Below are 14551 nucleotides of genomic sequence, written 5' to 3'. Positions count from 1 at the left end.
GTCAAATGAAATCTAAAGGAGACGGCAAATGAGAGTCAGCCGAGCGCAGGCGGAAGCCAATCGCGAGACAGTGATCGATGTCGCAAGCAGGCTTTTCCGCGAACATGGATTTGATGGCATCGGACTAAAGGACTTGATGAAGGGCGCCGGCCTGACACAGGGGGGCTTTTATAAGCAGTTCGAATCCAAAGATGATCTAGCGGCCAAAGCATCACGCCGCGCGATGGAAGGTGCTACTCGCAGGTGGGCCGACGCTGCTGCGGGCAACGCCGTCCAATTGGAAGCGATTTTGAATCTCTATCTCTCCCTCGACCATCGCGATGAAATTGGTGATGGGTGTCCTCTCGTGGCGCTCGGGGCGGACGTTGCACGCCAAAGCCCGGACGTGAAAGCTCCCTTCGAGGATGGTATCCGCGGCCATCTGGCCGTTCTTGATGAACTCCTCACAAGCACACCGGCCCAAGAAAGAAGCGACAGAGCCATGGCACTGCTTTCCATCATGGTTGGTGCCGTTACGCTTTCTCGCGTTGTGAACGATAAGGACCTATCCAAACGATTTCTCGATGCGGCAGCTGCCGAAGCAAGGCGCATGAGCGGTCTGGCCGGTGCTCCTTCGGAATCAATGGAGTGAAAACGGAGTATTCGTCATGCGTCGTATCGTTGTGACAGGAATGGGAGCAGTCAGTCCCCTTGCAGCCAATGTGCCGGTAACCTGGTCCCGTTTGCTTGCCGGCCGTTCGGGCGTGAAACGACTTTCCGATGACATTGTGGGCGATCTGCCATCGAAAATTGGTGGTGTGGTGCCAACAATATCGGAAGACACTGAGGCGGGCTTTGATGCTGATAGTGTTCTTGCCCCAAAAGATCAGCGCAAGGTAGACCGTTTCATATTATTCGCCCTTGCAGCGGCTGAAGAAGCGCTGAACCAGGCTGGATGGAAACCGGTTTCGGAAACCGAGAAAGAGCGCACTGCTACAATTATAGCATCCGGCATTGGCGGTTTTCCCGCAATTACCGCAGCTGTCAGAACCGTTGACCAAAAAGGTGCCCGTCGTCTTTCACCGTTCACCGTTCCGTCGTTCCTCGTCAATCTGGCGGCAGGACAGGTGTCTATTCGACATGGTTTTAAAGGGCCAATTGGAGCACCGGTAACGGCTTGTGCGGCTGGCGTTCAGGCAATCGGAGACGCCGCACGCCTCATCAGATCCAACGAAGCCGATATCGCGATATGTGGCGGGACCGAAGCCTGCATCAACGAAGTCAGCCTCGCCGGATTTGCTGCCGCAAGATCGCTTTCAACGAGTTTCAATGAAACTCCAGAAAAGGCCTCCCGCCCTTTCGACACCCAACGTGACGGATTTGTTATGGGCGAAGGTGCCGGCGTCCTCGTAATCGAAGCGCTCAGCCATGCATTGGCGCGAGGCGCAACTCCGCTGGCTGAGCTGGTTGGATACGGAACATCTGCTGACGCACATCACATCACCTCAGGGCCCGAAGATGGCAGCGGCGCGCGACGGGCAATCGAGATTGCAATATCTCAAGCGAGCATCCGTCCTGATGATATCGCTCATATTAATGCACACGCAACCTCCACACAGATCGGAGATCTGGGAGAAATAAGGGCAATCAAATCAGTATTCGGCGCCGAGGCCAACGTCGCTGTCAGCGCAACCAAATCGGCGACTGGCCATCTCCTGGGCGCAGCCGGTGGACTGGAAGCGATTTTCACGATCCTTGCTCTGCGTGACCAGATCGCACCACCCACTCTTAATCTGGACGACCCGGATAGTGCCGGTGAAGGTCTCGGGTTCGTGGCGAAAGAAGCCCAGTCGAAAGTCATGGAATATGCACTTTCCAACGGTTTCGGCTTCGGCGGCGTGAATGCCAGCGTACTTTTCCGCCGCTGGAACGACGAGATTTGAAACAGAAACAAAATCCGGACAGACAGGCTTACTACGGTTAGTCGTGAAACACTGAGGACCGCTCCCATGAATCGCTCAAAACCTGATGTCGCTCTTGTCACCGGGGCCTCTTCCGGCATCGGCCTGGCCACGGCAAAAGCATTGCTAAACGCCGGATACCGTGTGTTCGGGACAAGCAGGCGCGCAAATTACGAAAATGCCGACGGCATTACCATGGTGCCTTGCGATGTCACTGATGAGACATCGGTGGGAAAGCTGGTCGAGACTGTCTTGAAGGAAGCTGGCTCGATTGATGTGCTGGTAAACAATGCCGGCATTGGCCTCCTGGCCGGGGCGGAAGAATCCTCAATCGCTCAGGCGCAAGCCTTGTTTGATGTGAATGTTTTCGGTGTCATCCGTGTTACGAACGCAGTTCTACCCGTAATGCGGAAACAGAAGTCAGGCCGCATTATAAATATGAGCTCGGTACTCGGTCTCATCCCGGCGCCTTACAACGCGCTTTATGCCTCAACCAAACATGCAATCGAGGGCTATTCGGAATCTCTCGATCACGAGGTTCGCACGTTCGGAATTCGGGTGGTTCTGATCGAGCCTGCCTATACTCGCTCCGCCTTTGAGGAAAACGTACTGAAGCCCGATCAGCCTATCGGCCTGTATGAGCCGATGCGCTTTACGATGTCGGAGCACTTGCGCGATCAGATCGCTGTCGGAGATACCCCCGAGACGGTAGCGACTACAGTTCTCGCAGCTGCAACTGCGACCTCTCCCAAGCGCCGCTACCCCGCCGGAAAGCTCGCTGGAAAAATACGATTGCTGCGCCGTCTGGTACCTGAAGCGGCATTCGATAAAAGCCTGCGTAAACAATCGGGCCTACCGGTCTAGTTGGATAGTTATCCCTTAACTTAAGGAATCTCTTATGAAAATCGGTGTCATTGGCGCTGGCAATATTGGTGCTACCCTCGCAAGGAAGCTGGCAGCTTCCGGCCATGAAGTTAAAATCGCAAACTCAAAAGGTCCGGAATCTCTTCGCGCTCTGGCGCACGACATCGGGGCGACAACCGTCACGAAGGAGGGGGCGTTAGAAGATGTCGATGTAGTTATCCTGTCCATTCCATTTTCGAGTTATCGTGAGTTAACCTGTCACTTTCTCAAGGTTCCACGGAACACGATAGTCGTTGATACGTCCAACTACTACCCTTTCCGCGACGGCGTGATTTCAGGCATCGATGGTGGCATACCAGAGAGCGTCTGGGTCGAACTGCAACTTGGACTTCCAGTTATCAAGGCCTGGAATGCTGCATTGGCGACCACTCTGGCCGAACGTGGCAGCCCGAAGGGAACAGCGGGCCGCATAGCGATACCTGTGTCCGGTGATGAGCCAGCTTCTAAATCGATCATCATGGGGCTCGTCGAGGAAACTGGTTTTGATGCAGTCGATGCCGGAGTTTTATCGGAATCTTGGCGTCAACAACCCGGAACGCCCGCCTATTGCACGGAGCTGACCAAGGACGAATTGGTTCTGGCACTGGAATCGGCTGACAGGCTTAAAGCACCAGTTAATCGAGATCGCCTGATTGAGAAATTCATGCAGTCTCAAGGCGGCGTTACACATGATGAAATCGTTGAACTAAATAGAATTGAGACTAAGTAACTGAGCCAGTCGTTTCATTCCCAGATTGCCAGTCAAGATTCTTAACAACCCCACCCTTGCCGATACGCATTGATAGGAACCGAACCAAAGTCCACCGTCTCCTATACACTAGGCTGCTGTAACTTTTATGCTCAGCGTGGAGACGTTCGTTCGCGACATACGCGTTCCATCATCGCTTTACGGCAACACATTTCACCTCAGCGAGGAGTCCCTGGTGCGCGAGCTCAGAGACACCTATCCGGGTCCACGCATAGGTTCCCTTCGGAAAGACCTCGTTTTTGACGGTCCGGAACACGTCCATGTGCTTGGACATTTCGACGTGATAGCTTGTCATTTCCACGATGTCATCGAACGTGCAATGAGCGGCTCCGACGACAATCCGTAAATTGTCCCACATAGCTCTGAATTGCTCTGCCGGATCATGAATGATCTTTAGATCCCTTGTCCGGCCGACTTGGCCGACGACGTAAATTGTGTCTCCGACTTTAACTGCGGGAGCATAACCTGCTCGGCTGACAATTTCTCGCATCTCGTCGGGTATGATGATCTCTCGATCCATAGTGGTCCTCGCAAAGGTTACTTATTGCTAGCGGTCCATGCCTCGCGAATTTTCAAGCGCCGCTGGATTAATAGTCAAAACGGCCGGCGATGTCGGGCAGCCTTTCACTTCGCCCGCCGGAGTGAAATCTGTATATTTGCGTTTGTAATCAAAAACGTTCATCAAACGCTCAAAACGGTAAGGAACCTCACGCGGTTTCAGGCCAATTCGGCCGATAACGCTCTTCATCTTTGAGATAGAGATGGATGCGTTTTCAACGGCTCGTTCCCAAACTCAGATACATGTCTCAAAATAGCCGCGTCACGTTCCCAGACGAGACGCGGCTGGCAGTCCATCGACACAAACGACTTTTGCATAATTCATGCCGCCGCTACTTAGCAGCTTTGGCTGCTTCCTCGATAACCTTTGCGACTGCAGTCGCCTGCGAGATGTAGATTGCGTGGCTGCCCTCGACCTCTGTCACCGTTGAACCAGCACGCTTGTACATCCAGCGCTCCAAGTTGGGGTTTATCGTCATGTCGTCCTTCGCGACGATTGCGTAGCTCGGCTTATCGTGCCAGGCGGCAACAGGTACCTGCGTATCGGTGGCGGCAACAGCGACGGGCATCTGAGACCGGGCCATGAACTCGGCTTGAGCCTTGGGCAGATCTGCTCCGAAATCCGCAGCGAACTTTGACGGGTCGATAAGGAGGAACCCATCCTTCGACGGCTTGATATCCTTGGTGGGTGACGGCATAGACTGGAGCAATTGTGTGGTGCTTTCACCCTTTTCAGGCTGTAGCGCTGCGACATAAACAAGTGCCTTGACCTTCGGATCATCGCCTGCCGCCGTGATGATCGTACCCCCGTAGCTGTGACCGACGAGAACAACGTTTCCGTCCTGCTGATCGAGAATGCGTCTGGTAGCTCCGACGTCTTGTTCCAGACTTGTAAGCGGCTGCTGGACAATGCTGACATTGTAGCCGTCGCGGGTCAGGATGTCATAAACGCCGCGCCAACCAGAACCATCGACGAGCGCGCCATGAACGAGCACAATGTTGCGTGCGTCCGCTAAGGCCGGGGCTGTAACAGCAGTAGAGGATAAAAACGAAACTGCGAGACCAGCCGCTGCTTTGCTAATTATGGACATGATAATATTTCCGTTAATTTTGTGTTTCGAATGACAATACTTCGATCATTGAGCCATGGACATGTCTTTCCCTGTCCAAGAAGAGGCGGATGTGATCGTGGGCGGCTCGGCATCTGTTGGCGTCCTGCAGCGGAACAGGGCAAGACTTCGATACGATCCAATAGCTAGCCGGGATCTGACGTGGAGGTGCGACCTTCCTTCGCCGAGTGCGATAGAAAGCTGCGGCGAGGCGATTTGGTTTAAAACTCTCGCTCATTCCTCATCCTGCCACCGGCGCAGATCCGTCTGATCGTGATAACCCATGCGATCAGGCGTGGTGATAAACTCGATCATCGTGCCCCACGGCGTGCGGCAGTAGCAGACCTTGTTCCCTTGGCCTTTCTCGGTCGTATAGGGAATATCGCGGGGCGCGGTTAGGGGCGAGCCTCCTGCCTTTTCAAAGCGTTTGACCGATGCATCGATGTCGTCGGTATAGACGCCGAAGTGGGTAATGCCGAAATCGCTAGGGCGAACAGGCTGGACTTGTTGGGGGCCGTGCATTTCGAAGAGCTCGATATCGGGGCCGGTTCCGATCTTGACCATCGCCTGTGCACGGACAACGGTGCCTGGGAATGCACCAGTGGCCCGTTCGAATTCGGGGCCCTGCCGCGGCGGATCCTGGGGCCCGAAGGATTGATAGATCACCTGGCCACCGAAAGCTTCTACCAGAAATAATTTTGCTGCTTCAATGTCGGGCACCGTGATGCCGATGTGATTTACGCCGCGAATTTGAGGTGCAGTCATGACAATTTTCCTTTCTTGTTAAATCAATCGAGCGCGATCGAGCCCAATTTGCCCGGATCGCAGCGTTCACTTGGCCTTGAGGAAATCGATGAGAGCAGCGGCCACTTCATCCGGGCGCTCGTCCGCCAAATAGTGACTGCAGCGGGCAATCGAGCCGCCCGTTACATCTGTGGCGAACTCCTTGAGCATCGGGACCATATGCGCACCGAAACGATGCTCCCCGCCAAGCCCTAACGCCGGTATCTCCAGCGGGTGCTTTTTATAGTCAAGCGAAGCGGCATGATCTGCGGTCAGGGTGCGATACCATTCCATGCCGCCTCGGGTGCGGCCAGGGAGGGCCATGGCTTTCGCATAGATTTCGATGTCTTCAGGATTAAAGGTGCTGTGGTCGTAAAACCGCTCCGCCATGAAGGCCGAGACATAGTCGTATTCGCGGCCATAGATCAGACGCTCTGGCAGATCCCGGTTAGCATGGAACGCAAAGTGCCAGATCTTTGCCGTCGCCACCTCCCACCGGCTCCAGCCAGGAAGCGGAACATCGAGGACGGCAAGGTGAGTAACCGCATCTCGATAGATAGCGGCCTGCGGAAGCGCCACCATTCCGCCGATGTCATGGCCGCATACGGCGTAGCGTTCATGCCCAAGGGCGATCATGACCTCGTGCGCGTCGCGCGCCATCGTCGCCTTGTCGTAGCCGTCAAGCGGGCAGTCGGAAAAACCCGCACCGCGCAGATCAATGGCGACCACGCTAAAATGTTCGGCCAGCAGCGGCATGACGTGGTGCCATTCCCACCAGGTTTCCGGCCAACCGTGAAGTAGAAGGATCGCCGGGCCTGAGCCCCCCGTGACGGCATTGATCTTGATGCCATTCACAGGCACCAGCTGCTGGGAAAACCCTTCCAATGTCGGGATCATAACTCTTTTCCGTCGATGTTGATGTTAAACTGAGCTCACGACCAGCTCAGGGCTGATCGAAATCGGTGGCGATCGAGATATCGCGCCAAGCGTCGATATCGCTGCGGAACGAAGCAAGCTTTCGCTCAGCGATCGAATGCGCGACGGGCCCAAGCGGCAGATGAAGCGGGGTGTCATCGGCGTCGGCCGCCTGCAGGATTACCGCGACCGCCTTATCAGGGTCTCCCGCCTGATTGCCGTTATTGGTTTCGCGATAATGCCTACGCGAACTCTCAGCGTATTCCGGCATCTCGTTGGCCGCCATCGTGATCGAACGGCCGAGGAAATCGGTGCGAAACGGCCCAGGCTCGACGATCAGCACGCGGATGCCGAACGGCTTCAGCTCACCGGCGAGCGCCTCGGAAACCCCTTCAACCGCAAACTTGGCGGCATTGTAGTATGCTGCGCCGCCGCTCCCCGCGATCCCTGCGCCGGACGATATGTTGACGATCGTTCCGCCAGAACGTCGCAAGGTCGGCAGCGCTGCTCTGGTGGTTTCGATAAGACCGAAAACGTTCACCTCAAACATTGGTCGATATTCTTCGGACGTGCCTTCCTCGAGCGCGCCAAACAGTCCGTAGCCGGCATTGTTCACAAGTACATCAAAGCCACCGAATGTCTCGACCGCCTTTGCGACTGCGGCTTTGGCTGCCGCTACATTCGTCACGTCGAGCGGCAAGGTGATCATACGGCCGTCGAACGGCCGAGCCATGTCTTCGATCGTTTTGACATTGCGGGCAGTCGCGACAACCTGATCGCCGCGCTGTGCTGCAGCGATCGCGAGCCGTTGTCCGAAGCCGCTCGAGCAGCCTGTGATGAACCACGTTTTCATGACGTTTCTCCACTTGTTTTCGAAGTATGACTTGAATCTATATGTTTATATTTGTACTTGAAGTGACAGTTTTGTATTTTCAATGTTCATTTTTGTAAGGGCTCGGCCGTGGAATGGAGTGATGTAAAAATCTTCCTTGCGATTGCACGATCCGGCACACTCGGCGGCGCTGCGCGTGCTCTTCATACAAGCCATCCGACCGTCGGCAGACGGCTGCGTGCCCTTGAGGAGGCGATCGGCCACTCGCTCTTCCAGCGGACCGCGGACGGCCTCGTGCTTACCGAAGAGGGCCATGGGATCATTACTCTGGCAGAGCAGATGGAAGAAGGCGCGCTGGCCATGGAGCGGCGCCTTGCAGGACAGGAGCAAAACCTCAAAGGCAGTCTGCGTATCTCATCAGCAGACTGGTTCGGTGCCTATGTTCTGCCCCCCATCTTGGCAGATTTCTCGAAAGCCTACCCCAATGTAGACGTCGAGATACTGACCGGCACCCGCCTGTTCAACCTCGCCCAAAGGGAGGCCGACGTCGCCTTTCGTATTGTTCCGTTCGACACTGCCGATGTCGTTCAACGGCGGCTGTTCAGGCTCGAATACGGCGTCTACATCGCCGAGGAGTCGCCTGACCCTGAATATGGCGACGGGACTGGTTTCCGGCTGATCACCCACGATACTTCGACCGGGCAGTTCCCCGATATCGCCTGGCTCGCCGAGAGTTTCCCGAACGCGAGACCCGTGCTGCGATCAAACAACCGAAACGTCCAGGGGCGAATGTGCAAACAGGGCGTTGGAATCGCCGTCCTGCCCCGCGTTGTGGGTAATCAGATCCCGGGTCTCCGCAGACTGGAACTCCCCAAACCCCCGCCGGCGCGAGACGTCTGGATGGGATATCACCGGGACCTGCGACGTCTTCAGCGTCTTCGTGCGTTCATTTCGACCGTCTCAGACCACCTCACAAATGCCTCTGCATGGTAACTCGCCCGAAGAAGATCGGTTCACCCTGCGACGTCGTTTAAATCACTGTGGTGGCAGATAGACGAGGCAGACACGTCACTTGCTGGCCGCAATCTCCTTGTGCCGCTCCACCACAGCCCTCACTATCATTCTCATTAGTCCTTCGACAAAGTGCTGACTGAGACCGACATCATTGGCGATGCTCTTCAGTCGATCCATTTGGCGACGCTCCCGCTCACTATCAATCGCCGGCATCGCCTGTTCGGCTTTCAGGTGGCCGACCTGCTCGGTACAGCGAAAGCGTTCGGCCAAAATATTGAGAAGAGCTGAATCCAGATTGTCGATGCTCTTCCGATAGGAAGCAAATTGCTCTGCCGCATCATGCGTCATGATTTAAATCCTCTCCAGGCAGTTTCAATGGTGCGAAGTGCAGCTCACGAGACGGGATGCGCATTGCGACGTGACAGGGCAATCGTCAACCATATTGCCGAAACCAGAAAGTAGAATGCTCCGACGCCAGCGTAGCCCGCAACCGTGGAGATAGAAGGCTCCTGCGGCATTTGCGCTTGAAAGATGAAGAGCGCCCCGGCCACAGAGGATTGGCCACCGCTCAAAATCATCGCCCACTGACCTCCACTCGTTTTCCAACGCCGCACGGCAGTTCCAAGCTGCAACAGCCCCGAAAAGATCGCCCATAGACCAAAAGCACCGAGAACCCAGTTCATGCTCATTGTTAGCGCCAGGATCACGGCTATCGTCATAAGCGAGCTTGCTGCGACGTTGATCGCCTGGCTTCGGTTGGCGGCAAGACCACCACTCCTTGCAGCATCGAAAACGTTCGCGATTGCATCCCAGGCGGGATAGATGATCAGCAGTGCGGCAGCCACCGCAAAGGAGTGCCGTCCGGCAGTCAATGCAGCCGCGACCCACAGCACTGAGAAGGCCGCTCTGGTAAAGTAGTACTTCTTGAGCCACTGGTCGTTGCCGCGCGGGGCGCGGGAGGTCTGGTTGTTCGACATTGTTTTCTTCCACTTTCTGAACTGGTTGACTAATGGTTCGCACTAGCGTCGTCAGATGAAGCCGATATGCTTGCTAAAGAGGGTTCTCGTTCCATTCAGGACGGCCGATGCGATCTCTTTCGCCGGATAGTTTCCCAGCTGACATTTCGGAACTATCGAGGTCATGCGGGCCGCTGTGAGAGGAACCTCTGCCCCTGCGGCCGTGGATACCCTTGATCCGCATGCTTTTCTCGAAGGTGCCGCCGATCGCCTCCTGCCCGCCCATCGGCCGTCAGGATCGAACTGGTTCGGTTGATTTCAACCTGTCGTGAAGGCGCGATTGCTGATATCGGCATCACTTGTTGGACTTTGCGTCGGCTCATGGATTGTTTTCCTGCGGTTCGCCATTTAATGGCCTTAGATGCCGGCGTACCATTCGTACCCGCGATCTTCCCAATAGCCGCCGTTACCGCCCCACAGGCCGGCGAAGCTGTCGACCAATTCGATGCGCATGATGTACTTTGCCTGTTTGTACCCCAGTTGCCGCTCGACCCTGAGACGCAAGGGCGCCCCGTGGCCAACGCTGAGGTCCTGACCATTCATCTCGTAGGCGAGGATGGTTTGAGGATGAACCGCGTCGATGAGATCGATGCTCTCGTAATAGCGTCCGCTTCCATCGAGCGTCTTTTCGAGCTCGTCCGCACAATGCAACACTACAAAGCGCGCCGTAGGCTCGACCCCGGTCAGGCGCAACAGATGAGCGAGCGGCACGCCCGTCCATTTGCCGATGGCGCTCCAGCCTTCAACGCAGTCATGGCGGGTGATCTGCGTTCGGGAGGGGAGCGTTTTCAAATCGGCGAGCGAAAACTCTCGAGGCCGAGCAACAAGGCCGTCGACCTTCAGTCGCCAGTTTGCAAACTTTCCTTCGAGCAGTTCCGCATATTCGTCGCTGTCAGGAGCACTCGTTCCATTGACGCGGAAGGAGGAAGAGATGTCCTTTTCGTCAAACTCACGCGCCAGCGCATCGCGCCCTTGAAGCAGTCTCTGCGCCTTCATGGTCAGGCTCTCGGCTGAGCGAAGGACATTCGCGATATCAGCGTTCTGGTCTAGCAGGTCACAACCTGACAGGGTCAGAGCACTGGCGCCAAGCGTGCCGCCGATGAGAAAGCGGCGCCGGGTAAAAAGCTTGCTCATGATTGCGGGCCTTTTTCCCGGATCGCATAGCGTCCAGTGATCATTGAGCGGATGTTGTTCCAGCTCCCGGACAGGACCACCATTATCAGGTGCACGATTACGAAGACGACAAGCGCCGACGCTGTGATGAAATGGATCGTGCGCGCGGACTGGCGTCCGCCGAAAATATCGACAAGGGACGGCAGAGCGGCATCGACGCCTGGTGACATGGTAAGGCCTGTCAAAACCATCAGAGGCAGGAGGACGACAATGACCGCCAGATAGGTGAGCTTCTGAAGTGCATTGTAATGCCTAGCCTTCTCCCCTTTGGGAAAGCGGAGACGAGCGTGGTCGAGGATTTCGCGAGCGAGGTGGCGCGGCGAAATCTCATGGAGCTTTGGAGCAAGGTCTTTGCGGAAATGTCCGCTCAGCACGCTGAAGCCGAGATAAATAATGCCGTTGATCACGAACAGCCAGGCGAAGAAGAAATGCCAGCGACGTCCGGCCGCAAGATCCTGGAATGAAGGGATGGTTGCCCAGGAGGGAAAAGCGCGTGAGACTTGTTCGCCGTCAGCCTGAGAAACGCCAAGGACGCCTGTGGTGGGTAGTTCCAGGCCTGCAACGCGAACAAAACCGCGCGGTTCGCCGCCTTTGTCATCGGCGCCAATCGTCACGACGGCAGGATCACCGTCGGCGCCAGAATGTCCCCAGTATAGTTCGGGGTGGGCGTTGAAGATCTGCAGCCCGCTCAAAAGAAGGAAACTCAGGCAAAGCACGTTCAGCCAGTGCGTAAGCCGGGTCACAACGGAGTGGCGGCGGATAAAGATCGTCCGAGGATATTGAACATTGTCATTGGAAGCGTGTGCGCTCATCTCAGCGTCTTTCATCTGTGCATTTAGCGGCTGCAGACCAGGCAGCGTCGATCTCTGGTCGCTGGCCGAAGCAGTAAGGCGCCTGCTCCGGCCAGTAGCGGCGTGGTCTTCACATGGGTGGAACCACGCCATTCTTGCCGACGACCACCTGGTGGGCTATCGGGCCTGTTGCAGCCTTTTCGGCGGTGATGAAGACAACGGCGCCAGGATCGAGATCATCCTTGGTGGCCGCGGCAATGGTCACGACCGGTGTCCCATCCGGAATGGCGATCTTCTTTTCCTTGCCATGATAGGTCACGGTGACAGTCCGGCCATCGACGCCTTTAACGGCATCCGCGACCGTCGCATTGGTCATGCTGCTGTCGGGCTTCAGATCCCAGCCGTAGCTCCCCTCGCCTGTGCCTTTCATTGCCGGCGGGAAAATGAGGACCTCAAGCGCGCCATCGCCGCCGTCGGCCTTTGGCAATGATGCGATACCCACAAAATCGCCCGGCTTGATGTCGGTGATCTTTGCCTTGGCAACGCTGGCGACTTTCCAGTCGCCGGCAAGAGCGACATCGACGGTCTCACCTTCGCGGGTCTTCACTTTGAGCGTTGACCCCTGGTAGTCGACTATGCTGCCGCGGACATGGATCGGCGCGGCTTTCTTATCCCCGGCAGATGCGGGTGTCGAAAGGACAGTTACAGAAAGGATGCAGGTCAGCCCGAGGGCCAAGGCTGGGAAAACATTTCTCATTTTTATCTTCCTACTAGTTGGTAGTGTCGCTGACGCGATTGACCCGGGTAGCCTGGCTACCCGGGATTAGTGAGAGACAGTCGGCGTAAGACGATTGAGGGCAGGTTCGAGTATCATTGAGAACACTTCCGGCTTCCCATAGGCCCTCGCCGAGAGCATTGCCCCGTATACAGTTGCCAGAAATGTTTCGGCTTCAACATCCGGCGCACTGGTGAGAGTGAGGGAACCCTCCCTGGAGCCACGCTCAATGACTGAGGTTAGCCATGAAGAGATGAAGCCAAAGAAGGCCGTAACCTCCTTTGCGACCTCCGGCGGCAGGGACGGCAGCTCACCGGCAAGCAGAGCACACACGCAGTAAGGTCGGCTGGCATCCTCAATGCATCTCGACCAGTGGTTTGCATAAACCTTAAGGATGTCGAGTGCATCCGGAACGTTCTGTTCAAGGACTACCACGCTCGCCTGACCATCTTCGCGATACCGCTTGACCAGCTCACGCACCAGATCGACCTTGCTCGGAAAATGGTGGTGAATGCTGGCCTTTCTGATTCCGACCTCTTCCGAGATGTCAGCATAACTGAATCCATTGTAGCCCCCATTCATGATGAGGGTTCGGGCAGAAGCCAAGATGTCGTCGGAGGTCGTTGAAAGATTACTCATGTGTTTTGTCTACCTTCTAGTAGGCAGAACGTCAAGAACAAAATTCCGCTTTATGTCAGCCGTCGGTGGACAGGGTCAGATCAGTCCACGTTTCGATTTCCTGTTTGTCTGGGACTTTTGCCGCCAACCACGGGCAGCTCTCCAATAGCGCCCAGTCCACTTTCCACCCCTTCGCGGTCGCTAACAGTATGAAAAGCGAAACGACCGCTATCAGTAAACTTTTCGGCACCGCGAACGTCCGAAATGAAGGCGCTAAACAGTCCGACCGCTAGCGACCCAATATCGGTCGCCAGAACCAGAAGAGGGCGGCTCCGAAAACGGCCGTTTCAGCCGTGAATGGTCTCTCCGCGTTCAAGCATACCAACAAAATCCCTGATCTTTCGGGCTCTGGTCTCAGCTTTCTTCACCGCGCCAATCCGATGCAAGATCGCATATCGGTTAGCGCCAGTGAGCGTAGCGAAGAAAGCTGCGGCCTTCGGGTTCGCATCGAGCGCAGTCTGCAAGTCCGTTGGGACCTCAGCTTTGCTAGCTGGTGCATACGCCGCCTCCCATCTGCCATCTGCCATCGCTTTATCAATTTCCAATTGCCCAGACGATTGCATGCGCCCCGCCGAGATCAGTTCCAGCGCGCGTTTCCGATTTTCATCCGACCACTTGCTACGCGGTCGGCGGAGTGTAAAGCGGACTAACCAGCTGTCAGCGTCGTACTTGTCGAGTTGACCGTCGATCCAGCCATAGCAAAGGGCACTGTCGATCGCCTGAGCTTTGGTGACGCTTGCGATGCTCGAACCCTTCTTACGAAATCTAACCCACGCACCCTTGGAATCGCTCGGTTGCTCCGCCAACCAGCTCTCCAGTGCAATTTGATCAGCAAATGAAACTATCGGAAGGCCAGAACGCAATTCAGTCATCCTCCACCTTTAGCGCGGTCCGAGGATTCGATAAATATCCGCTTCCGTTAACCCGGGTCCGATAGCTGTCGATCCGCAAACCAACCCTTCGCAGTCATTATTAGTATGAAAAGCGAAACGACCGCTTTCAGCAAACTTTTCGGCAGCCTAAACGACCGGAATGAACACGCAAAGCGGTCATGTGCGGATCTGATTGCTAGTCAAGAAGCGAACTTTCGTTAGAGCGTAGACCGCTACGCCTTGAAGGGATGTGAATCTGAGGCCCGTTATTTTCATACTCAATGCGCAGAAATTTTAATTTTTTGCAGAGACTTAGCAGTTTCATTCGTTGTAAGCGCTGTTTTCAGGCCACGGCTTTGAGATCGTGCGTTGCGGCATAGGCCCAAGGCAGCAGGTCGTCGATCTGGCTATTTGGATGATTGT

At 55.8% G+C, this 14551-nt stretch carries 17 protein-coding genes; 5 read left to right on the top strand and 12 right to left on the bottom strand.

All coding sequences use genetic code 11. From position 1 onward, the window contains the following. Positions 1 to 28: 28 nt before the first annotated feature. The 4 genes from D8666_RS22275 to D8666_RS22260 all read left to right on the top strand — a co-directional run bounded on the left by D8666_RS22275 (position 29) and on the right by D8666_RS22260 (position 3573). Positions 29 to 631, top strand: coding sequence for a TetR/AcrR family transcriptional regulator (locus tag D8666_RS22275; RefSeq protein WP_121539482.1), 603 nt, complete (start codon positions 29 to 31; stop codon positions 629 to 631). Positions 632 to 647: 16 nt separating this feature from the next. Beyond that, complete coding sequence (gene fabF / locus D8666_RS22270; RefSeq protein ID WP_121539481.1) at positions 648 to 1922, top strand: beta-ketoacyl-ACP synthase II; 1275 nt, start codon at positions 648 to 650, stop codon at positions 1920 to 1922. Between the two features lie 66 nt (positions 1923 to 1988). Continuing rightward, positions 1989 to 2804, top strand: a complete 816-nt coding sequence (locus D8666_RS22265) for an oxidoreductase (protein ID WP_121539480.1) — start codon at positions 1989 to 1991, stop codon at positions 2802 to 2804. Positions 2805 to 2838: 34 nt separating this feature from the next. After that, on the top strand, positions 2839 to 3573 hold the full coding sequence (locus tag D8666_RS22260; protein WP_121539479.1) for an NADPH-dependent F420 reductase: 735 nt from the start codon (positions 2839 to 2841) through the stop codon (positions 3571 to 3573). Between the two features lie 169 nt (positions 3574 to 3742). On the opposite strand, the gene D8666_RS22255 is transcribed toward D8666_RS22260, so the two are convergent. The 5 genes from D8666_RS22255 to D8666_RS22230 form a co-directional block, all read right to left on the bottom strand. Further along, positions 3743 to 4102 carry a RidA family protein gene (locus D8666_RS22255; RefSeq protein WP_235859051.1) on the bottom strand — a complete coding sequence of 120 codons (360 nt, stop codon included), beginning with the start codon at positions 4100 to 4102 and terminating at the stop codon, positions 3743 to 3745. 400 nt (positions 4103 to 4502) lie between these two features. Then, entirely contained in the window at positions 4503 to 5261 is a 759-nt protein-coding gene (locus tag D8666_RS22245; protein ID WP_121539476.1) for an alpha/beta fold hydrolase, read from the bottom strand. Positions 5262 to 5513: 252 nt separating this feature from the next. Beyond that, the gene (locus D8666_RS22240) at positions 5514 to 6044 is read right to left on the bottom strand and encodes a VOC family protein (RefSeq protein ID WP_121539475.1); all 531 of its coding nucleotides are present in this window, start codon (positions 6042 to 6044) and stop codon (positions 5514 to 5516) included. Positions 6045 to 6110: 66 nt separating this feature from the next. Beyond that, positions 6111 to 6959: an alpha/beta fold hydrolase gene (locus D8666_RS22235; RefSeq protein WP_121539474.1), complete on the bottom strand. Its 849-nt coding sequence runs from the start codon at positions 6957 to 6959 to the stop codon at positions 6111 to 6113. A 46-nt stretch (positions 6960 to 7005) separates the two neighbouring features. Next, on the bottom strand, positions 7006 to 7830 hold the full coding sequence (locus tag D8666_RS22230; protein ID WP_121539473.1) for an oxidoreductase: 825 nt from the start codon (positions 7828 to 7830) through the stop codon (positions 7006 to 7008). A 108-nt stretch (positions 7831 to 7938) separates the two neighbouring features. On the opposite strand from D8666_RS22230, the gene D8666_RS22225 reads away from it, so the two are divergent. Continuing rightward, complete coding sequence (locus D8666_RS22225) at positions 7939 to 8802, top strand: LysR family transcriptional regulator (RefSeq protein WP_121539472.1); 864 nt, start codon at positions 7939 to 7941, stop codon at positions 8800 to 8802. Between the two features lie 75 nt (positions 8803 to 8877). On the opposite strand, the gene D8666_RS22220 is transcribed toward D8666_RS22225, so the two are convergent. The 7 genes from D8666_RS22220 to D8666_RS22185 all read right to left on the bottom strand — a co-directional run bounded on the left by D8666_RS22220 (position 8878) and on the right by D8666_RS22185 (position 14128). Further along, entirely contained in the window at positions 8878 to 9171 is a 294-nt protein-coding gene (locus tag D8666_RS22220) for a chorismate mutase (RefSeq protein ID WP_121539471.1), read from the bottom strand. Between the two features lie 44 nt (positions 9172 to 9215). Beyond that, positions 9216 to 9800, bottom strand: coding sequence for a DUF308 domain-containing protein (locus D8666_RS22215; protein ID WP_121539470.1), 585 nt, complete (start codon positions 9798 to 9800; stop codon positions 9216 to 9218). A 396-nt stretch (positions 9801 to 10196) separates the two neighbouring features. Next, positions 10197 to 10973 (bottom strand): molybdopterin-binding protein, encoded by a 777-nt coding sequence (locus tag D8666_RS22205; RefSeq protein WP_121539469.1) that lies wholly within the window; start codon positions 10971 to 10973, stop codon positions 10197 to 10199. After that, positions 10970 to 11824, bottom strand: a complete 855-nt coding sequence (locus tag D8666_RS22200; RefSeq protein WP_121539468.1) for a cytochrome b/b6 domain-containing protein — start codon at positions 11822 to 11824, stop codon at positions 10970 to 10972. Before D8666_RS22200 ends, D8666_RS22205 begins: the two co-directional genes overlap by 4 nt. A gap of 109 nt (positions 11825 to 11933) precedes the next feature. Next, a complete protein-coding gene (locus D8666_RS22195) occupies positions 11934 to 12560 on the bottom strand; it encodes a hypothetical protein (protein WP_121539467.1) in 627 nt (208 codons plus the stop codon). 66 nt (positions 12561 to 12626) lie between these two features. After that, entirely contained in the window at positions 12627 to 13217 is a 591-nt protein-coding gene (locus D8666_RS22190; RefSeq protein WP_121539466.1) for a TetR/AcrR family transcriptional regulator, read from the bottom strand. Between the two features lie 326 nt (positions 13218 to 13543). After that, positions 13544 to 14128: a YdeI/OmpD-associated family protein gene (locus D8666_RS22185; RefSeq protein ID WP_121539465.1), complete on the bottom strand. Its 585-nt coding sequence runs from the start codon at positions 14126 to 14128 to the stop codon at positions 13544 to 13546. Positions 14129 to 14551: the final 423 nt, after the last annotated feature.

Source organism: Ochrobactrum soli (genome assembly GCF_003664555.1).
GTDB lineage: Bacteria > Pseudomonadota > Alphaproteobacteria > Rhizobiales > Rhizobiaceae > Brucella > Brucella teleogrylli.
Note: the sequence above shows the minus strand (reverse complement) of the source record. Positions and strands in the feature narration are given on the sequence as shown.